General features: G+C 44.3%; 13 protein-coding genes and 1 riboswitch. Of the genes, 6 read left to right on the top strand and 7 right to left on the bottom strand.

Translation table 11 applies throughout. From position 1 onward, the window contains the following. Positions 1-18 precede the first annotated feature (18 nt). Complete coding sequence (locus MHB64_RS03970; RefSeq protein WP_094870037.1) at positions 19-1,362, bottom strand: MATE family efflux transporter; 1,344 nt, start codon at positions 1,360-1,362, stop codon at positions 19-21. Between the two features lie 220 nt (positions 1,363-1,582). Between MHB64_RS03970 and MHB64_RS03965 the strand changes: the two genes are divergently transcribed. The 5 genes from MHB64_RS03965 to MHB64_RS03945 all read left to right on the top strand — a co-directional run bounded on the left by MHB64_RS03965 (position 1,583) and on the right by MHB64_RS03945 (position 8,088). Then, positions 1,583-2,488 carry an ArsR/SmtB family transcription factor gene (locus tag MHB64_RS03965; protein ID WP_341133778.1) on the top strand — a complete coding sequence of 302 codons (906 nt, stop codon included), beginning with the start codon at positions 1,583-1,585 and terminating at the stop codon, positions 2,486-2,488. Positions 2,489-2,505: 17 nt separating this feature from the next. After that, entirely contained in the window at positions 2,506-3,780 is a 1,275-nt protein-coding gene (locus MHB64_RS03960) for an MFS transporter (protein WP_094870035.1), read from the top strand. Between the two features lie 218 nt (positions 3,781-3,998). Further along, entirely contained in the window at positions 3,999-5,972 is a 1,974-nt protein-coding gene (locus tag MHB64_RS03955; protein ID WP_341133777.1) for a serine hydrolase domain-containing protein, read from the top strand. Between the two features lie 59 nt (positions 5,973-6,031). Next, on the top strand, positions 6,032-6,709 hold the full coding sequence (locus MHB64_RS03950; protein ID WP_094870033.1) for a response regulator transcription factor: 678 nt from the start codon (positions 6,032-6,034) through the stop codon (positions 6,707-6,709). Then, positions 6,706-8,088 carry a HAMP domain-containing sensor histidine kinase gene (locus tag MHB64_RS03945; protein ID WP_094870032.1) on the top strand — a complete coding sequence of 461 codons (1,383 nt, stop codon included), beginning with the start codon at positions 6,706-6,708 and terminating at the stop codon, positions 8,086-8,088. The genes MHB64_RS03950 and MHB64_RS03945 overlap by 4 nt, the downstream gene beginning before the upstream one ends. Before the next feature lie 355 nt (positions 8,089-8,443). Here the strand turns inward: MHB64_RS03945 and MHB64_RS03940 are convergent, their stop codons facing one another. The 6 genes from MHB64_RS03940 to MHB64_RS03915 form a co-directional block, all read right to left on the bottom strand. Then, a complete protein-coding gene (locus tag MHB64_RS03940) occupies positions 8,444-9,172 on the bottom strand; it encodes an ECF transporter S component (protein WP_094870031.1) in 729 nt (242 codons plus the stop codon). Further along, positions 9,154-10,824: an ABC transporter ATP-binding protein gene (locus MHB64_RS03935; RefSeq protein WP_094870030.1), complete on the bottom strand. Its 1,671-nt coding sequence runs from the start codon at positions 10,822-10,824 to the stop codon at positions 9,154-9,156. Before MHB64_RS03935 ends, MHB64_RS03940 begins: the two co-directional genes overlap by 19 nt. Next, positions 10,797-11,687, bottom strand: coding sequence for an energy-coupling factor transporter transmembrane component T (locus tag MHB64_RS03930; RefSeq protein ID WP_280789064.1), 891 nt, complete (start codon positions 11,685-11,687; stop codon positions 10,797-10,799). The genes MHB64_RS03935 and MHB64_RS03930 overlap by 28 nt, the downstream gene beginning before the upstream one ends. Beyond that, the gene (locus MHB64_RS03925; RefSeq protein ID WP_341133776.1) at positions 11,687-12,655 is read right to left on the bottom strand and encodes a DUF4430 domain-containing protein; all 969 of its coding nucleotides are present in this window, start codon (positions 12,653-12,655) and stop codon (positions 11,687-11,689) included. Before MHB64_RS03925 ends, MHB64_RS03930 begins: the two co-directional genes overlap by 1 nt. 73 nt (positions 12,656-12,728) lie before the next feature. After that, complete coding sequence (locus MHB64_RS03920; protein WP_341133775.1) at positions 12,729-17,711, bottom strand: S-layer homology domain-containing protein; 4,983 nt, start codon at positions 17,709-17,711, stop codon at positions 12,729-12,731. 265 nt (positions 17,712-17,976) lie between these two features. Beyond that, positions 17,977-18,177: riboswitch (cobalamin riboswitch) on the bottom strand. 90 nt (positions 18,178-18,267) lie between these two features. Next, on the bottom strand, positions 18,268-18,846 hold the full coding sequence (locus tag MHB64_RS03915; RefSeq protein WP_094876823.1) for a hypothetical protein: 579 nt from the start codon (positions 18,844-18,846) through the stop codon (positions 18,268-18,270). 219 nt (positions 18,847-19,065) lie between these two features. Between MHB64_RS03915 and MHB64_RS03910 the strand changes: the two genes are divergently transcribed. Then, the gene (locus MHB64_RS03910) at positions 19,066-20,787 is read left to right on the top strand and encodes a cellulase family glycosylhydrolase (RefSeq protein ID WP_094876822.1); all 1,722 of its coding nucleotides are present in this window, start codon (positions 19,066-19,068) and stop codon (positions 20,785-20,787) included. Positions 20,788-20,799 lie beyond the last annotated feature (12 nt).

The raw sequence follows: 20,799 nt of genomic DNA, 5'->3' as shown, positions 1-20,799 counted from the left end.
TTCACGCTCATCCTCTGCTTAGTAGTTTACCTGCTGTCTGTTCATTCTGAACAAAGATCTTCTAAACCAGAACACTAGAATAACTCCCTTGAAAACACTGCTTATCGCAATCGACATCCACACCCCATTCAAGCCAAAAGGTTCGGATAAGAGTAAGGCTAGTGGAATTCGGAGTGCAGTAAATGAAATACTAAAGATCGGTGGAATGTGGGTTTGACCCATGCCGTTAAAAGCACCTACTGTCATCAATTCCAGACACATGAATACCTGTGAGTAACCGATGATCCGCATATAATCTGCGCCCAATTCCAAACTTGTCTGGTCTGATAAAAACAATGAAAATAGCTGCTGCGGGAACGCAATAAATAGAAGCGACACGATCACGCCAAAAATGGAGGTTAAAATTAAGGCCTGACGATACCCCTGCCCCATACGATCGAAGCGACGCGCTCCATAATTTTGACCAAAAAAGGCAGCAATAGCTCCCTGTAGTCCGCCAATGGTCATATAGGAAATGGATTCAATTTGGATTCCTACTTTTTGAACCGCAATAGCATCCGCTCCAAATCGTACAATGATCTTGGCAATGATGATCGATATGATCGTAAAGGTGACCCGTTGGATCGTTATTGGTAGCCCCATGCGGATGACTTCTTTCATTTGACGACTGTCCCACGCGGATGTGCTTGAAATGAGTTCTGACTTTCTTGTCTTCATGATAAAAAGAGCCGTAACCAAAATGTTCGCCATTAATGTTGCAATAGCGGCCCCCGCTACTCCCCAGCCCTCAAAACTGCCCCAGCCAAAAATCAAAAATGGATCAAGGACAATATTAACCATAAGACCAATGGAGAAGATCTGAAACGGTTGTTTACTATTTCCCATAGCGTTTAGGAGAGTTGCGAATAACGTATTCACAATGGAAAATACCGATCCAAATATCGAAATCATTAGAAATTGTCTAGCCATCCGCTCTACTTCATCACTTCCAAGATCAAAAAAACCAATCAACTGATTCTTGGTTAATAGCACTAAACTCATATAGAGAAGTCCTAATAAAATAGACATCATAAATCCGTTTTTTATATAAGATTTAGCCTTCTCTAACTGACCGGATCCCATACAATGCGCCACCTTAATCCCTGTGCCGATCGTAACCATAGTCGATAAAGCAATCGCTAGATTAATGAAAAAACTCGCTGTACCAATCGCGGCAACCGGACCACTTCCTAACCTTCCAACCCAAATCATATCGACTAGACCATAAGTAGTAGAGATGAAATTCGTCGCAATAATCGGAAGCGTTAATTTCATTAAGGTAGGCATTATAGGACCCTGAGTCAAATCGTTTGTGTCCTTCAAGTCTAATTACACCTTCTTCATTTAAATATCAAATTCATTATATAACCGTATACTTATATAATCAATTGATTATATTTAAACATTATTTTGAGTTCGGATTTTTCGGTGAAATGGCTATTGAAAAGAACAAGGAGTTCGTTTACAATAAAACCAACAAATAGTTCTACATTTATAGAACAATAAGGAAGTTCAGTATTTCACTGAAAGAATGGAGCAGCTCATGGATTATAAAGTAGAAGTTGATTTTGCACCCATGTATGAATGTGTTAGTAGTATGACTGCCTTTCTAAGCAAGCAGAACCATACTGCCATGGATTCCGGTAAGCTCTGGGTACGCGATGTTCAGGCAAGATTCGCACCCATGCTCCTTCGTAAAATGCAAGAGGTCGTTAAAAAACTTGATGATTTCAGTTTGGCCCCCTATATTTGGTCTTGTCCGGGCGAGCGTTCGGTAGAGGGCTTTTTGGTCTGGTTCGATGCTTTAACATCTGGAGAGCTATATGAAATTTCCGGACGTTTCGGCCAATCAGTTCCCTCCAATCTTGCGGAGCTTAGGGATACTGCTTCTGATATCCTGCGCGAATGGAACGCGGGATACTTCAGTGGAATCGACCCTAATATCATCAAAGGGCTTGAGCAGGAAGCCGAATCAAGACGCGCGATGCTAAGCGTCAATAATGACATGGAAGTGTTTGAAGCAGCTACCGCTGGCATGCGCCTTTATCCAAACGAACATCTGAAGCAGGTCATTATCATCCCGCAATATCATGCGCGTCCACTGGTTACCACCTCTATGTATGATGAATTCGTGTTCACTAGCTACTCTTGTGATGTTCTCCCTCCGGAAGCCGGACGGCCTGCTCCTGCACTACTCCGCCTTACTCGAGCATTGTCGGATGAGACCCGGCTGCATATCCTTCGTTTACTCACAGGGAAACAGCTCAATTTCACAGAAATCGTACGTGAAGTAGGACTTTCCAAAAGCACAATCCACTACCATCTTATCGCGCTGCGCGCAGCTGGGCTGGTCATTGTCCATACCCATGCTAGAAGCGCTTCGTACAGCCTACGATTAGAAGCCTTAAATGGACTGCCCCAGCAGATTGGGACGTATCTGGAGAGTTAAAAAGGAGCTACCAAGCTATGATAAAACGCAGCTATTATGGTCTTCTCTCGACCATTACTTTAAGCGCTTTTGGGGATGCCTTTGGCTTGCTGGCTATGGAATGGCTCGTCTATGAGCTAACCGGTTCTAAGCTAGCGATGGGAGCACTCGCGCTCAGCTCTGGCATACCTGAGCTACTGTTGCGCTTGCTCGGTTCACCGTTGTCTGATCGGCTGCACCGGGTCCGTTTTATGGCCTGCTTGGCAGCCATTCGCTTGCTGGCTATAGCCCTGCCACTTGGCATGGGATTAGCGGGTCAGCTGCAGCTGTGGCATCTGTTTGTCGCTGCCGGACTAAGCGGTGCCTGCGCCGCACTGTTCATGCCAACAGCGATGGCTGTTATTCCCGGCGTTGCTGACAGCCGGAAGCTGGTGCGGGCTTTTGCTATCATTGATGGCAGTAAAAGCGCAGCAGTGTTACTGGGACCTGCCTTAGCTGGAGCGTTGACCGCTGCCAGTGGAGCGCTGCCAGCCCTTAGCATCAACATGTTATGTTACGTAGCCGCCATAACTACCCTGCTATGTTTACAAAATCTACCAAAACCTTCTCCAGCCCCAGGTCGTTTCTCCATCACTATTTACGTTCGCGAGATAGCCGAGGGCTTTACCTTCTATAAACAATTTCCTGCAATGCTTACGATTATGATCATGGCCTCCATCAGTAATTTAAGCTCAATTGCCGTCTGGACGATGATGGTGCCTTTTGTACGCGAAGTGCTCCACCGCGATGCGGCAACGATGGGCACGCTAAGTACGGTTTTGGCGCTGGGAACCTTAGTCGGGCTAAGTGTGATTTCCATGATCGGGGAGATAAAAAAAAGGCGGTTTGTCATGCTTGGCAGTCTGGGGACCATAGGTTTAGTGACTACCTTATGGGGGTTATTCCCTAATTTTTCTTTTGCTCTCGCCGCCGTATTTGCTACTGGAGCGTTAGCTCCCTTCTTCGGTTCCTTAAGCTCGTCACTCCATGGACGTCTAGTTCCGAGCAATCTGCAAGGAAGGGTTAATTCTATTCGCTTTCTGATCGGTGGCGGCTTGCAGCCTTTTGGTGCTTTTGCCGGTGGTGCGATTGCCGAGCATTATGGGGTACCTGTGCTTTTTATAATCGCCGGACTGCTTCCAATGCTCTGTGCTAGCGCAGCCTTGCTGCTCCCCGGACTCAAAGCACTGGATGGGGACCTTTCCACCCTTGAGTCCACCCATAGGCGACCCGTTGTGGAAGTTCCGTCACAAGGAGTTGTAGCTGAACGATAAGTGGGGATATGTAGAAGAGTTCCCTGATTCTAATAGAAAACTACCGCTGTTTATTTTAATTTTTTCACAATAGACTACCCTCTGTCGTTAAAGGCGGCGGATGGCAGTCTGTTTTTTTATAGTCTTGTTAACGTTCCATTCACACTACTCTGATAATCTCTATAAGCGTTAGGTGGATGATCATCCAAGCCCAATAATTGATGATGCGGAGGATAATAATGTTAACATCTATAAAAAAAAGACTGATCGCTGTTCTAACCCTATTGGCTGTGATTAGTGCCGGATTAGGAGCAAGTCTGGTGTTGCCCGGAAAACAGGCATCGGCCGAGACCAAGACGGATCAAACCGTGCTACCTATAGCTCAGACTGAAGCACCCGCCAATCTTGATGATACCGCTAGTCTGACTACCTTCGTTGATGGCATTATGGAAAAAGATATGAATCGGCTGCAAATTCCGGGAGCGGTCATCTCGATCGTAAAGGATAACAAAATTATTTTGGCCAAAGGTTATGGCAGTTCCAATCTGGAAGAAGCGGCACCGGTTGATCCGACAACCAGCATGTTTCGAATCGCTTCGACGACAAAGCTATTCACCTGGACAGCGGTAATGCAACTGGTCGAGCAAGGTAAAATTAATCTGGACACGGATATTAATACCTACCTGAAATCAGTAAAGATCCCTGCTACTTATCCTGAGCCGATTACTATGCGCCATTTGATGACACATACAGCAGGGTTCGAAGAAGGTGGAGTTGGTTATCAAATCACTACAGACCCTGCCAAATTGCCGGGGTCAATCTCGGAAACACTCAATAAGCATATGTTGTCACGAGTAAGACCACCCGGACAGATAAGTTCTTATTCGAACTACGGTGCTACACTCGCAGGTCTAATTGTAGAGGAAGTTAGCGGTGTTCCTTACAATGATTATATAAAGAAATATATTTTTGATCCGCTCGACATGAAATATTCGACTGTAGTAGAACCTTTGCCGGAGTCATTCATGCCCAACAAAGTTGTCGGGTACAACAGCGAGAACGGTAGTTTTATTCCAGGCACACCTACCTTCGAGGGAGGGTTTCGTCCTGCCGGCTCGGGTACAGTATCAGCAGTAGATATGGCGCATTTCATGATCGCCCATCTGCAGAACGGCAACTATGGTGACCAGCAGATTCTGAGACCCGAGACGGCAGAACTAATGCATTCAACGGCGTTTCAATTTGATAAACGTCTGCCGGGAGTGGATCTTGGGTTCGCAGAGAAACAAATCAATGGGCTCACGCTGATCACTCATGGTGGTTCTGACCCCATGTTTAATACGGGATTGTATCTTGTGCCTGCCAAGCATGTAGGCATCTTTGTATCCTACAGCGGCGGTGAGGGCGGTGATTCCGCATCAGACCTCATCCAAGCCTTTTTCAACCGCTACTACCCTGCTCCTGATGGGAGTCAGCCTGAATTCATAGCTTCTGATGAATCTATTCAGAAATTCGCAGGATCCTATCAATTTACCCGCAGAAACATCAGTGATATTGATAAGTTTTTCAATTTTTCCGCTCAGCTGAATGTCTCGGTTGAGGATAATAAGCTATCCTTGGGAAGTGGTAGTGAACAACAATTGTACAGAGAAGTCGGTCCGAATATGTTCCAACTCGAGGGAGGTGCCGAACAAATTGCCTTCCGCACGAATGAGTCCGGTAAGGTTACACATATGATCTTAGGGATGGTACCAGATATGCCGCTGGAGCGTACGCCTCTCTTGGATCAGAATAAATTTTGGCTTATCGTACTAGGGTTCTCTGGGTTTATTTTTATCACTGCATTGCTCGGACTAATCTTTTCCAGACGCAAGATCAAGGCGATGACGCCACCGGAAAAATGGGCCATCCGACTGTCTACGGGAACTGCTGGTTGGGCGCTGCTATCTTTCGTCACGATATTCATGGTGGTTATGTCCATGGACACGATGCAGAAGTACAGCGGTATCAGTCTTTCGCTTTCTCTCAGTTTAGTTATGCCAATCATTTTGGTGGGTCTGACTTTAGCTCTGTTAATCTCGGCTATACTGGTTTGGAAGAATAAGTACTGGACAGCTTTCAAGCGGGTGCATTATACGTTAGTGACGCTTTCTGCTGTGGCAATGACTCTGTTCTTCTACTATTGGAATCTGTTGGGTTGGCAGTTCGGATAACACCATTACTTGCTAAGAACAATTCAGATATAATGAAAGCTTAATAGAGGAGGAAAATCGTGGCTACTATACTTATCGCTGATGATGATGATAACATCCGAAAGCTAATGTCTTTATTTTTGCGAAAAGAAGGTTTTGAACTCAAAGAAGCCAGGGATGGTACCAAAGCTCTGTCCATTATACAGAATTCGCGTGTCGATCTCGTCATTCTAGATATTATGATGCCAGGACTTAATGGTTGGGATCTGTGCAGAGAAATCAGGCGCTGGGATGCCAACATCCCCCTCCTCATGGTGACAGCTAAAGCGGAATCCGTACACAAAGTGAAAGGTTTTCAGCTTGGTACGGATGACTATCTAACAAAACCATTTGATCCACTTGAACTGGTAATGCGAGTAAAAGCTTTGCTTAAACGCTCGCTGGTCGTTACTTCCCAGTCTGTGCAGTTGGGCAATGTGGTTCTCAACCGCCGAACTTTTCAGGTCACGCGTGGTGAAGAACCAGTCACAATTCCTTTGAAGGAATTTGAGCTGCTGTTTCTGCTGGCCAGCCATCCTGGGCAAATCTTCACAAGAGAACAGTTGATCCTTCAGGTCTGGGGATTAAATTATGAAGGAGACGGCCGGACTGTAGATGTGCACATAAGTCGGTTGAGGGAGAAATTCAGCGGCAAGGGCGAGCAATTTCAAATCGAAACGGCCCGCGGTCTGGGATACCGGCTGATCCTTACGCCATGATCAAGACGTTGTATGTACGAGTCATTCTCACGTTTCTAGGCATCATTATCTTTAGTCTAATCTGTTCCTTTTTCATTGGTTTGTATGTCTTTCAGAAACAAATAACTTATGAGGGACAGAATGAAATGATCGTAGTAGGAAAAGAGATCATTCACCGCTATGATGACGCCAAACCTAAAGATACGGACGAGTTCCTGAATAGTATGGTTAAGGTATCTGCATACCCTATCCACCTGTACAATCATGCCGGGGAACATACCTTTTATGGGCTCAAGGGTAGTCCAGCTGTCATGGTCCCCCCCGATGCTGTCAAACAAGTCCTACAAGGAAAGCTCTACCGATCCTCCGCGGACGATAAGGATATTTTTATCGGGATGCCCTTTATGTTAGACGGGGAGTGGCGTGCGATGTTCTTGCAGTATTCTGCTGAGAACGAAAATATCGTCAATCGAATGATGCTATTTGTGCTTTTGCTCGTGCTTTTACTGGGTAGTGTATGTATTCTTATTGCCGCCAGATATTTGGTGGAGCCGATCAAAGCACTGACGAATGCGACCAAAAGGCTGGGCAAGGGTGATTTCGAGGTGGAGCTTAAAGTGAACCGAATAGATGAAATCGGGGAATTGACACAGAGCTATGTGGAGATGGCAAGGGAGCTGAAGCAGTTGGAACAGATGAGGCAGGATTTCGTATCCAACGTTTCTCATGAAATCCAGACACCGCTTACGTCCATTTCCGGCTTTGCCAAGGCGCTACTGAACCATGATTTAATCGTGGAGGAGGAACGCAGCGAGTATCTTGATATCATCATTGCGGAGAGTGAGCGCCTATCGAGGCTAAGTGATAATTTACTGAAGCTCGCTTCCCTGGATTCTGAACATCATCCCTTCAACGCAAGTCCCTTCAATCTTGACGAGCAGATTAGAACCATCGTTGTGACCTGTGAGCCCCAATGGTCAGCCAAAGGCATTGTTATCGACCTTGAACTGCCGGAAGCGATCAAGATTAAGGGTGATGAAGATCAACTGAAGCAAGTATGGATGAATTTGCTCAGCAACAGCATCAAATTCACACCGGAAGGCGGGAATATTCGCATCAGTATAGATAGTCGTGCAGCAGAAGTATCCGTCACCATCAGCGATAATGGAATCGGGATGTCCCCGGAAGAGTTCAAGGCTGTATTCCAAAGATTTTATAAAATAGACAAATCGCGGAACGGAAACAACAATGGCAATGGCCTCGGACTTGCGATCGTTAAAAAAATCGTCTCTCTGCATCAGGGAAGGATAGAGATAGATGGTGCGGTTGGAGAAGGAACGACGATTATCGTTAGTTTACCCGTCTCTCCGTCTGCTCCCAGCCGAAAGAGCCAAGAATAGCAACCCTAACGAGGCTCACTAAGCTAACATCTTTTAAATATCATAGAATCAAAAAACAGGCGATACCGGTAGACCGGAGCATCGCCTGTTTTTTAAGGTTAGATCTAGGAGCATCGCTACTAGATCTGCAACTGATTGTAATATCTAATAGTGGCCAAAGCTCCAGCCACTAGGTACTGCCGCCCCCCTTCGGCTAAAAACCGAAGGGGGGTTCTTTGAGCCTTCCTTCGGTTTTGGGTTTGTGTTTTGGGGTTCGCGCTGATGGCAGCGGAGAGAACGGACTGATTGTGGAAAAGCGGAGCGGCCGCCAGCGCAATGCGCAGCACTTAAAACGCCAAATGCCCAATTCCAAAACCTAAGGCTCAATCAACCCATACTTCGTTTTTATCCGATCCAACTTTTCAATCATAGGGTTAGCAATGAAAAAGAGGAACACCACCGTCGAGATAGCATGCACCATATCAAACCAAAAGGCGGAAATATAAGTTGTCATCAAAGCCGACCATGAGAACTCAGACGTGAACATCATCAGCGAGCCTATATTGATAATGCCGCCATATACCAAGAACGTCGCTAGCCCTCCGAATATACAGAGAGACAGTTTGGTCTTTTTAAGCAGACCTTTCTTGAAGAAAATGCCCGCCAGGAAGCCAATGATGCCAAAACAAAACATTTGCCAAGGCGTCCATGGTCCCTGCCCAAAAAAGAAATTGGAGACAAAGCCCGCAACAGCACCGACCAGAAATCCTGCCTCAGCTCCCAAACTCACCCCTGCGATGATGACAATGGCAACAACCGGCTTAAACTGCGGCAACATGAAAAAGGCTGCGCGACCAGCAACAGCAATGGCTGCTAACACCGCTATGACGATGAGTTCCCTCGCCTGAGGCTTCCGATTCTCGAACACTAGCGCAAACGGAATCATCGTATAGAGGACGATCAATAGACTGATAAAGTAATATTTGCGATCGTCTAGGACAAAAATACCTAACAAAATTGTAGCTGGAATAACTATAAAAATTAGCAGTGCTGCTAATAAAGTTCGACGACTCAAACGACGACCCGTTACCTGCTTCGTTGACATAAATCAATCACACCCTCTATCGTAACTCCCTCGCTCCATACATGACGCGCCATCCGATTGGCGGCAGTCGTATAGAAGCTGTTTCCCGCAAAAAACTTCTGGGCTTCATTCGTAGTGATGATGCTTCCATCAAAAAACATCGCGCAGACCTCGGCGTACTTGGCACAAAATTCAACGTCATGCGAAACCATTACGATGGTAACACCTTCGGCATTAAGCTTCTGTAGAAATAAAGCTAATTTCTCTTTAAAAGGTCCATCCAGTCCCTTAGTCGGTTCATCCAGCAGCAGAATCTTCGGTTCTAACAAAAGCACTTTAGCCAGCGCCGCACGTTGCTGTTCTCCCCCGCTAAGATCATACGGATGCATCGAGAGAAGATGTTCCAGTTCTGCGAACTTAACCACGGCCTCAACTTTAGCCACCTTTTCTTCCTTCGTTAAAGGAAGCTGAGATAACATTTCGTATAAATCTAGTTCGACTGTTTTTTTCACAAATAACGTTTGCGGATTTTGCGGAAGGATGCCCAGATGGTTAGTAAACAATTCTTTGGCATTTATTTTCGCTGGGTTTTTCCCGCCGATTAGAACCTTCCCTCGATAGGGCTGAAGGATGCCGCTCATAAGTGACAGCGTCGATGTCTTCCCCGTTCCATTCCCACCAACAATGCAATAGAACTGCCCTTGCTTTACTTCAAACGACAAATCTTTGATGATATCCGGTCCATTTTTATCATATTTAAACCATACATCCTTGAACTTTATGACTACAGGGCCGTCCACTTTCGAGCTTGACTGAGCTACTACCATCGTTGCAGGTGTCTTATCCTCTAGAAAAGCATCCAGCCATTGGCGTCCTTCCTTCACTGTAACAGGCCATGCTAAGTCATTCTCTACGCCTGCGTAAATTTGCATGGGTGAGGGCATGGACAGAAACATTGGATGGTTCAGCTTGCTTAAAGCTTCGCCTACCTTTTGCGGGGTATCATCTGCAATCACAACGCCCTCATTCAGCACAATCAGCCGATCTGTGAGCGGAAGAACATCCTCTAGACGATGCTCGGTCATGATAACGGTGGTTCCAAGCTCGCGATTAATCTTTTTGACCGTCTCCAAAAAATCGGAAGCCGCGATAGGATCTAGCTGAGAGGTAGGCTCATCAAGGATTAGAACCGAGGGATGCATAGCCATAATCGCAGCTAAATTGAGTAACTGCTTCTGGCCACCCGATAACTCAGTCACACTTTTATGGAACCAGGTCTGAATTCCGAAAAAGCTCGCCATCTCAGCCACGCGCAAACGAATCGTAGAATTGTCATAACCTAAGCTTTCAAGACCAAAAGCCAGCTCATGCCACACCTTGTCCGTCACAATTTGATTGTCGGGACTTTGGAGTACATAACCGATTTCTGCTGCCTGTGTCCGTTGATCGATCTCCTCTACAGGTTGCCCCTTATAATAAATCACCCCTTGGCGTTTGCCATGTGGGGTTAGGATTGTTTTCAGTTGTCTTAGTAAGGTACTTTTGCCGCAGCCTGACTTTCCACAAACAGTAATAAAGTCTCCGCTTGCAATCGTAAGATTAACATTCGAAAGAGCCATCTGCTCTTGTTCAGGAAAAGCAAAGCTTAGTTCTTCGATTCGATAGATTTCCATTTCATTGCCTCCACCATATTGATGAGCACAGGGATCATACATAGCGCAAAATAAGCGATATATACAAGGATACTAAAAGGTGTAATTGCGCTCGCTTTAATCGACGGATAATATCTCATCGTGTTCTCACCCATCGCTGCACCGACAGCTACTATCGCAATTAAGCCTGCCATGATCAAGAGGGCTACTTTGTCCCGGGCATCTAATCGGAAGATCGAAAAGCTTGTACGTCCCGGCAATCCATATCCTCTTGACTTCATAGAATCCGCCGTCTCAATCGCATTTTCCAGGGCCCAGGTAGTCATTATCGATAGGATCGTTATCCCATTTCGCGCTCGCGCGAGGAGATTTCCCTGCGTGACATCCCGGCCTATACATTTTTGAGCATTCGAAATCACCTTGATTTGCGCTAAATATCTAGGAACAAAACGAAGCACCATCGAAAAAATCAACGACAGTGCCGGCAGTATTTTTCCGAATATATAAATAAACTTATCAGAGGTCATCACGGCGTTATAACAGGAGAACCATATGATTACCGTCACAAACATGCACGCCGCTGCTACGCCATAAAGAATCGATTCCTTCGTAACGGGGTTTCCATTGTTTAAATAGAACAAGATCGTTACCCCTTGATGATTAAAAACAGGGTTCATAATCGCCATAAATAGTAGAAAAGGAACCATGTACAGCAGATTAAATCGAACGGCTTTTTTTCCTTTTAACATAAAGGAGTAAACCACTGCACTGATCAGGGCAATCACCTGAAATATGGGATGCATGAATACCATGCTAAACAGCAATACCACGACAAAATATAAAAAATTCACAAACGGATGAAAGGTAGAAAAGCTATCCTTCATTATTTCTGAGCTCCTCCTGTGGCTACATAACCACCCACATCTCGACCTAGATCACAGGTGTACACCCATTCCACAACATCGCCGTCCTTAAGCACATAACGACTACTGCCGTAGTTAGGGAACCAGCCATTTACTTTGTACATCCATCCACTAAGCTCTCCAGCATCAAATTCATACAGATTATTTATGCCTTCAATATAATTACTGTTATAGATCGGAGTCATACTGAATTCCATATGGATTTTATTCTTCTTCATCTCTCTTAGCAACACATCAAACACAGACTCCCCTTCATAAAAGGTTACCTTCTGCGCTTTATAAATGATACCATCTGCCGGTAATACTTCAAGCTTATCCTCGTTGAAAATGTTCATATTATCTAAAATGGTAGCCGCCGAGACGGACAAGGTAGCCGTTAATTGCTTCTTCTTATCTACTGTTGCATTTTGCCATTCCACTGGCTTAGGTTTCCCGCTCGGTACTGGATCCGTAAGAAATTTATCCTTTTTCGGTTCCTGCTTGGCTTCTGTTGCCGCTACTTTTGAATCCGGTTTGGTTACTGGTTTTGCCGTCGCTTTCGTTTCCGGCAAGGACGTTTTAGCCGCTTTCGGTGTTGCGGTCGGCTGTGCCTGTGTATCCGGTTTAGGTGTTGCGGTCGGCTTTTCAACCTCTGTACCCGCAGTTTCGGTTGGCGTTACCTCTTCAGTTGGCTTTACCGTTTCAATGGGCTTAGCTGTTTCACCTGGCGTAGCTGTAGGAGCTATCTCCGTTGTCTCGGCATCACTTGAGGCTGTAGGCTCTACTTCAACATTCTGATTGGAAGCCGTATTGGCTGATTCTACAACTTGTGACCCAACATTGTTACTCGCAACCTTGTTCGGGCTCTTCTGATAATTCCCGCCCCAAAAGAACGCAATCGCCAACACACCAATAATTAGTATCGCTGTTAGCCATTTTTTCTTGTTCATTTCTTAAGTTCCCCACCTTAAATAATAAGCAAGGGTATACACGCTACCCTTGCTTATCTCTTTAAATAAAGTTCTATTTAACGTCTGTCATGTCATAAAGACTCGTCTGACCCTTAACGAACCGATCATAAGCAACCAGTGCATACATCGCTTGATCCGTAGCCATAAGATCTACTTCTCCTGGTTTCGCGCCTCCGTTGCCTACTCCACCCTGCTTCACGTGATAAAAACCACCTTCAGCAGCAGCAAAGCCAAGCAACGCATCTACCGCTGAACGGCCATTTTTAATAAATCTGGAATCCTTATGCGGATCTATACCAAGTCCAGTTAAAGCTACAATAACCTGAGCAATGCTCTCGGAGTTCGTAGATTCCCAGCTTGCAAAGCCACCGTCTGCTGTTTGTGTTTTGGATAACCAAGCCAATCCACGATCTACAGCAGCCGTTACTTTGGCATTCGTTTTGTAATAAGGGGTTAAGCCTTGAATAACCATCCCAGTGATATCCGGATCGGCCGCAGTAGCATTACTGCCAAGTGCCCATCCCCCACCGTTGATCTCTCTGCCTAAAATATAATCAATAAGCTTCTCTCTAGTCGTCTGTGTCTTTACATCCTTAACCACTGGAATGTCGTAATGATTACTATCCAGTGCGATCAAGGCAAACACAGGTCCATTAATACCTTGCTTGATTACAGTATCAAAATCAGCGAGCGGCTCCAGTAGGTTATAACCCGCCACTTTATCAATATTTTTGCCGATTGAAGTTAATGCCAAAATAACTCTATCATATTCCGTATATTTTACGCTATGCAGCTTCCCAGCCTTTTCTTTAAGGGTTACTTCTACATTCGCATAGTACATAGCGTAATAACTATCTGGAACCTTCACACCAGAACGTGCCAGCCCGAACACTGTCCAATCGCCGCCAACCGAGGAGATGACAGGGTTTGTTACTGTTTTTTGCAAAAAGGCTGCTGTGTTCTGAATATATGGACTAACTGCTTTGTCGCCACTCTTATAATCATGGGTTCTAGTAGCTACAACAGCTGCCATTTCTCTAGTTACAAGCTCTTTAGGTTTAAATTGATTTTCATCACCTAACATTAGTCCAGTGGCAACAATAGTTTCCACATCTGCTTTAGCCCACGCGGATGCAGTTTTGATGTCTTTAATCGCTGTTCCTGGCTTCGTAGCTGGGATTGATAATGCTCTGACAATGATTGCTGCCATCTGCTCGCGAGTAATCTTGTCATTTGGCTTAAATTCATTATTAAAGCCTGTAATTAATCCTGCTTTATGAGCAGCATTCACATATGGATAGAACCAATCTGCCAGAGCTACATCCTTATAGGTAATTCCCTTATCACTCTTAATATCAAGTTCCAATGCAGAAACTAGGATCTTAGTAAACTCTGCTTTTGTAATGTAATCCTTCGGATTCACCTGACCATTGTTACCTTGGATGTACCCTTTTACTGTAGCTGTTTCAATCGCTGAGAACGCCCAGGATGAGATCTTATCGGCGTCTTTATACACTTGCTTGATATCATTAGGAGCCGCTGTTGGAGATGGACTTGCTGTCGGATTACCGTTACCTTCCGGAATAGTTACATCACCCGGAGCAGGAGTACCGCTGGGTTTTGGCGTTGGTTTTGGAGTCGGACTCGCTGTTGGTATCGGTGCATTTAGATCGGCACCCAAATTCGTAGTATAACGCCACTGAATTCTATCCCCAGCACTTAGGTTATATGAAGATGCACCATAATTAGGATATTTTCCATTTACATTATACATCCATCCACTACCGCTACCATGGTCAAATTCTCCATCACCAGCTATGGATTCAACATACACACTTCCAAATGTACTGTTCCAAGAATAGCTATAGTCGATCCCGCGGCTATCTAGTACTCTTTCGAATATAGACCACACTGTGTCACCAGATTGTAGCTCTACCTGTACAGAAGGAACAACATATCCCTTCTTAATCGTAAGCTTATCCACGGATAGGGTTACATATGGCTTCGATGGAGTGGTTCCTCCACCACCAGTGCCACCGCCATTTCCTTCGCCGTTGTCACTACCACCGTCACCACCAGGTGTCTGAACTACACTGGATGTGTAAGCAATGTAATCAGTGAAGTGATTGGTTTTTACGATTAAATCATTTCCATTATCGTAGGCATACTCTGACTTGCCGCTTGCCAAACCTAAGGCATCACTTACAAATTTTTGAATCACATGAGGTGTACCATTTTGAATATAAGCTGCATCTTTTCCTTTAAGGTCCTTAAAGGTTAATGTTATAAATTGACTAAATTCTACTCTTGCACTGCCACCCATGGAAAAGGCTTGAATAATGCTCTCCAGCTTCTTATCCTGGGAAATAATCTGATTCAGACTATCTTTTATTGCAGCTTCTGTGCCTGTTAAAGGTGACAAAAGTTCAATTGCTGAGGCATCTCCACGGGTAACTTTTGCACCCTTAGGAATGACTACAGATACGTCACCTTTGGTAGCTTCAATCTGAGGAAGATCGCTGTTATCTGGTAAACTAACACTAACCTTCGATTGTTGATTTTTAGGAATAACTACCGTTATTTCCTTGTTGCTATCTCCTGTGCTGATTGGAACAATATAATCTTGAGAGTCAATTGGGATATCAACTTTTGGGTGATCACCAGACGGTAACGGAAGTTCTTTTGGACCCTCTGGTTGCCCAGGTCCCGGTCCTTCTGGTTGTTCCAATTTCACATCATTCATATCAAAGAGACGGTTACTATGATTGATCAGACGATCATAGGACACAAGTGCATACGTGCCTTGGTCCGTAGCCATTCCATTTACTGATCCTGTTAAGGTGTGCTTAAATCCACCATCAGGTGCAGCAAAGACAAGTAATGCATCAATAAGGGACTTGCCATTCTTGATAAACCTAACATCATTGTCTGGGTTAACACCTACGCTAGTTAAAGCAACAATAACTTGCGAGATGCTTTCACTGCTTGTGCTTCCCCAGCTTGTATAACTACCATCATTATTTTGATTACTCGATAACCATGCAATGGCCCGATCTACGGCAGCTTTTACATTAGAATCCTTTGCGTAATAAGGTGCAAGTGCTTGTATTGCCATAGCCGTCATATCGACATCGGCTTTCGCCGTACCTAATGCCCAACCACCGGCTTCTACTGTACCTTTTTTAATCTCATTATCTAAAATATACTGAATCAGGTTTTCTCTTGTGGTTTGAACTTTACCTGCTGGCGCTACTGGAATATCATAGTTATGACTATCTAGCGCAATTAGAGCAAATATAGGACCATTATTTCCTTGCTTCTGAATGTATTGATAATCAGCAAGCGTTTTTCTCAGATCATACCCCGCGACATTCGTGATATCTTTTCCAATAGAGGTAAGTCCTAAAATCAATCTGGAATACTCTGTACTTACAGTAGTATCGATTTTCCCATCCTTTATTAAGGCTGCTACTTTCGTAGCTATATTGTTGTAATAGAGATCATAATAATCATTAGGCACATCGTAGTTTGCACGTGCTAAAGAAAGAATGGACCACTCTCCGAAATAAGTCGGATTCGTTACGGTTTTAACAAGATAGGCAAGGCTCTTATCCAAATGCTGCTTGGCTACATCTGGAGTCGGTACTTCCGGCTGCTCTAATTGAACATCATTCATGTCATAGAGACGGTTGCTATTATTGATCAGACGATCATAGGATACGAGTGCATATGTGCCTTGATCCGTAGCCATAGCGTCTACTTTTCCGGTGAGAATATGCTTGAATCCACCATCCGGCCCAGAGAAGCTAAGTAAAGCATCTATAAGTGAATTTCCTTCTTTAATAAACTTAGGGTCACTGTGCGGATCTACGCCTACGCCAGTTAAGGCAACAACAATCTGTGCGATGCTCTCACTGCTTGTGCTTCCCCAGCTTGTAAATCCACCTTGAGCATTTTGTACACTCGATAACCATGCAATCGCCCGATCCACGGCAGCTTTTACATTAGAATTCGTTGCGTAATAAGGCGCAAGTGCTTGCATCGCCATCCCGGTCATATCGACGTCTGCTTTGGTTACACCTAAAGCCCAGCCCCCGGCATCTGCTGCACCTTTTTTAACTTCTCTATCTAAGATGTACTGAACCAGGTTTTCTCTTGTGCTTTGATATATAACTCCCTTCTCATCAGGATCAGGGAATAATACTGGAATTTCGTAGTCATGACTATCTAGTGCAATCAGAGCAAATATGGGACCGTTGTTCCCTTGCTTCTGAATATATTGATAATCAGCGAGTGCATTTCTTAGATCATGACCTGCAACATTCGTGATATCTTTTCCGATAGAGGTCAGTCCTAGAATTGCTCTGGAATTCTCTGTGCTTTTATTGGCGTCGAGTTTTCCATCCTCTTTGATAATCGATGTTATTTTCGTAGCTACATTGTTGTAATAGAGATCATAATAACCACTTGGTACTTTATAGTTCGCACGTGCTAGAGAAAGAATCGACCATTCTCCGCTACCTGTTCCAAATGACGGATTCTTTACAGTGTTAACGATGTAAGCCAAGCTTTTATCTAACTGTTCTTTGGCAGTAATTTTATAAGTAACCTGATAGGTTACATTATCTGCTTTGTTCCCAGCGCCATCTACAGCCGTTACTGCGATTACGTTACTACCTGGGTTAAGAGAGGCTCTGTACTCACCATTAGTAGCTGACAGAACGACTTGGTTCAGCTTTACTACTGGGATAATGTCTTTATAGACATTGTCTGTAACCACTACTTTGAAGCTTAAATCTTTACTGGATACTTCTTGTTTATCTTGTATACCTTCTATTAATATCGTAGGCTTCTCTGTATCTGGCTCTTGTACTAACGCATTAATCTGCTCTACTAGAGCTTGATTAACCTCTGTTGTTACAACTGCACTATCGGCAATTACTTCATTCGCATGAGCCGGGATTAGGCTTGTAGAGAACGTCGTGATAAATACAGCTACAATGAGTAACCAAGCTAAAAACTTATTTTTCTTCATGTTTCCATAACCCTTCCCTTCTCTTCCTATAATAAAAAAACAGAATAAACTTTCCAAGCATAACGCCCTCGGCGTCCTTATAAGGACGTTATGCGTTTAGCGAGAAATATAAGACATAGAGTATAGGTGCTAAACTTATACTTTCTTATATTTTTAGCACTACAAAAAAACCACTCAACATAACGTCAAGAGGTTTAAGATAGTGAACCGCAATAATAGCAGGCATATACTATATCAAACACCCCTCTATCGCTCGTAGAGTTTAATGGTGTATCAGAAACAGGCAGATATTCTGGCTCAAGTATCATCACCCTTGCTACCTTCCCAGTTTCCCAGTGGTACCTTGCAAGGACTCCTCTTTCACAGCGGCGGGACCGCGCGGGACTCACACCCGCTTTCCATTTAACCAATCTATGATTGCATTTCCGAAACATTCATAATTGGCACCTATTGCTAATATTAATTTTTCATGCTCCATCATATCTAATATAGATGCTTTTGTCATGCAATATTTGTTTTTTGTATAACGAGTAGTTAGCGATAATCCTATTGAATATCAAATCATTTTAACCACAATATACTCTTTTTCTCTCAGCTCAAAGCCCTCCTCCAGTGACAAAGAGGCCAAATCAAAGATTCGATCATACTTTTTATTTCGTAGGAGCCCTTCTTCCTCAGCCCAACAAGTATAAAGCTCAAACTCGGCACCAGATACCCCATAATCTGTCATAAGCCTAAATAACTCCCGACAACACTTGAGTGAGGCATCATACGATCCTGGTAGCGTATCTTTTAGCTTAGGGGATACAGAGAAGCCGCCCCAATTCGGTGAAATCCGGTATACATATGGACTCCGAAAATGCTTGCGAATCTCATCGTTCCAATACCCAAGTTCCTCTATAAAAATACCCGCTGCATCTTCTTCCGAGTCGTATACAAGACAGTCCTCATCTCTTAAATGAGACAGATCTGCGATGTCATCCAAAGGAATTATGCCTTGCAGGCGTAAAGCCTCTCTTTGATTCTTATACTCTGGGGAATTTTTCACTTCATTATATGTCTTTGCTGACAGTACACTGCCTCTTTCTCCTAACGGAAGCTCTGTAGCCGAGCCTATGTAATGAAATCTGCTCACTGGATTGCCCTCCATAACTTTGGAATCACTGCAAATCACTAATTCATATATGAATTTACCACAAATTAGTAAGGTACTCGTTGAAATTATTCTATGTTAGGGTATTTGGTAAGCGTTTACAACAAATTAATGGAGGTGTATATGATCATCTAAGCACCAAAGTACTAAGGAAGGTCCGGTTTAAGCATCCTCAAAAATGATCTTACAAAGGAGAATTCAATGACTACTCGAATCCAGAAACACTTCTTATCATTGACCCTTGTCACCGCTCTTCTGCTTTCTTTGTTCTCATCCATTGCCGCCGCTGCCACTAAGGACGAGCAACAAGCTAAGCCAGCACCAAAGAGTAAGATCCAATCCTATGTAGACGATATGCAGCCCGGATGGAACCTTGGCAATACGCTAGATGCTACAGGTGAGGATGAAACCTCCTGGGGCAATCCGCGTGTGACCCAAGAACTGATTAAGAAAATCGCCGCACAAGGCTACAAAAGTATCCGGATTCCCATCACTTGGGATTCACACATAGGTGAAGCACCGAACTATACCATTGATCAAGCTTACCTCAACCGTGTCGAAGAAGTTGTCGGCTGGGCGCTGGACGCCAAGCTTTATGTAATGATTAACGTCCATCACGACTCCTGGTTATGGGTAAGTCATATGGAAGAGAAGCATGATGAAACGCTCGCGCGTTATAACGCAGCATGGACTCAAATTGCGGACCGCTTCAAGGATAAATCCGATAAGCTGATGTTCGAAAGCATTAATGAACCTCGTTTCACGGATGGCGGAAGTACGGATGAAGTGAAGATGGAACAGATGCTTACAGAGCTCAACAATTCTTTCCATCAGATCGTTCGAAACTCAGGTGGAAAGAATGATGTCCGTCCGCTAGTGCTGCCTTCATTAGAGACTTCTCCTACCCAACCTAGAATGGATCAGCTTTACAAGACGATTACAGCTCTTAACGATCCGAACATAATCGCGACCGTTCACTACTACGGCTTCTGGCCGTTCAGTGTGAATATCGCTGGTTACACCACGTTTGAAAAAGATACAAAAAACGATATCATCCAAACTTTTGATAACGTTTACAACACATTCGTAGCCAAAGGAATCCCTGTTATCGTTGGTGAGTTTGGACTGCTAGGCTTCGATAAGGATACAGGTGTGATTGAACAAGGCGAGAAGCTGAAATTCTTCGAGTACCTTACCTATTATTTAAAAGAAAAGAAAATGACCTCCATGCTCTGGGATAATGGGCAACATTTCAACCGCAAAACGTATAAGTGGTCCGATTCCGAACTCCACAACGTATTAATGTCTGGTCTGAAAGAACGTTCCTCGAGCACCGAGAGCGATCTGGTCTATCTAAAAAAAGGTGCAACGATCAAAGACACCAAGGTGAAGCTGAACCTAAACGGCAATAAGCTAACCACGATTAGTGCAAATGGGAAGTATCTAATAAAGGGAAAAGATTACACCTTGAATGGCGAGGAACTCACACTCAAAGCCAGCCAACTCAAAAAACTCACAGCTTCCCAAAAATACGGTGAAAATGCCGTGTTAACGCTGAAATTCAACAAGGGTGTTGCGTGGAGACTAAAGATCATCGTGAATGACACTGCCAAATTAAGTGATGCCAAAGGTACGACTGAATCGTTTGCCATTCCAACTACCTTTAATGGCAACCAGCTTGCCACGATGGAAGCTGTCTATACCGCTGGTGGCAATGCAGGCCCGCAAGACTGGACTCCATTCAAGGAGTTCGGCAATACCTTCTCACCCTCTTATAACACGAAAGAAATCAAGCTGCTACCAGCCTTCTTTAAAGATGTTAAAGACGGAGAAGTTATCCTGAAATTCCACTTCTGGAATGGTGATATCCTTACGTACAAGATCACGAAGAGTGGAACAAACGTTGTAGGAAAGTCTTCTTAGCTTTCGCTGCAT

The organism is Paenibacillus sp. FSL K6-2859, assembly GCF_038008265.1.
Lineage (GTDB): Bacteria > Bacillota > Bacilli > Paenibacillales > Paenibacillaceae > Paenibacillus_AQ > Paenibacillus_AQ nitricinens.
This window is presented reverse-complemented; position numbering and strand designations above follow the sequence as displayed.

Coding starts and splice junctions, on each gene's coding strand:
- MHB64_RS03965 (WP_341133778.1), top strand. CDS start 1,583: ATGGATTATAAAGTAGAAGTTGATTTTGCACCCATGTATGAATGTGTT.
- MHB64_RS03960 (WP_094870035.1), top strand. CDS start 2,506: ATGATAAAACGCAGCTATTATGGTCTTCTCTCGACCATTACTTTAAGC.
- MHB64_RS03955 (WP_341133777.1), top strand. CDS start 3,999: ATGTTAACATCTATAAAAAAAAGACTGATCGCTGTTCTAACCCTATTG.
- MHB64_RS03945 (WP_094870032.1), top strand. CDS start 6,706: ATGATCAAGACGTTGTATGTACGAGTCATTCTCACGTTTCTAGGCATC.
- MHB64_RS03940 (WP_094870031.1), bottom strand. CDS start 9,172: ATGTCAACGAAGCAGGTAACGGGTCGTCGTTTGAGTCGTCGAACTTTA.
- MHB64_RS03935 (WP_094870030.1), bottom strand. CDS start 10,824: ATGGAAATCTATCGAATCGAAGAACTAAGCTTTGCTTTTCCTGAACAA.
- MHB64_RS03930 (WP_280789064.1), bottom strand. CDS start 11,687: ATGAAGGATAGCTTTTCTACCTTTCATCCGTTTGTGAATTTTTTATAT.
- MHB64_RS03925 (WP_341133776.1), bottom strand. CDS start 12,655: ATGAACAAGAAAAAATGGCTAACAGCGATACTAATTATTGGTGTGTTG.
- MHB64_RS03920 (WP_341133775.1), bottom strand. CDS start 17,711: ATGAAGAAAAATAAGTTTTTAGCTTGGTTACTCATTGTAGCTGTATTT.
- MHB64_RS03910 (WP_094876822.1), top strand. CDS start 19,066: ATGACTACTCGAATCCAGAAACACTTCTTATCATTGACCCTTGTCACC.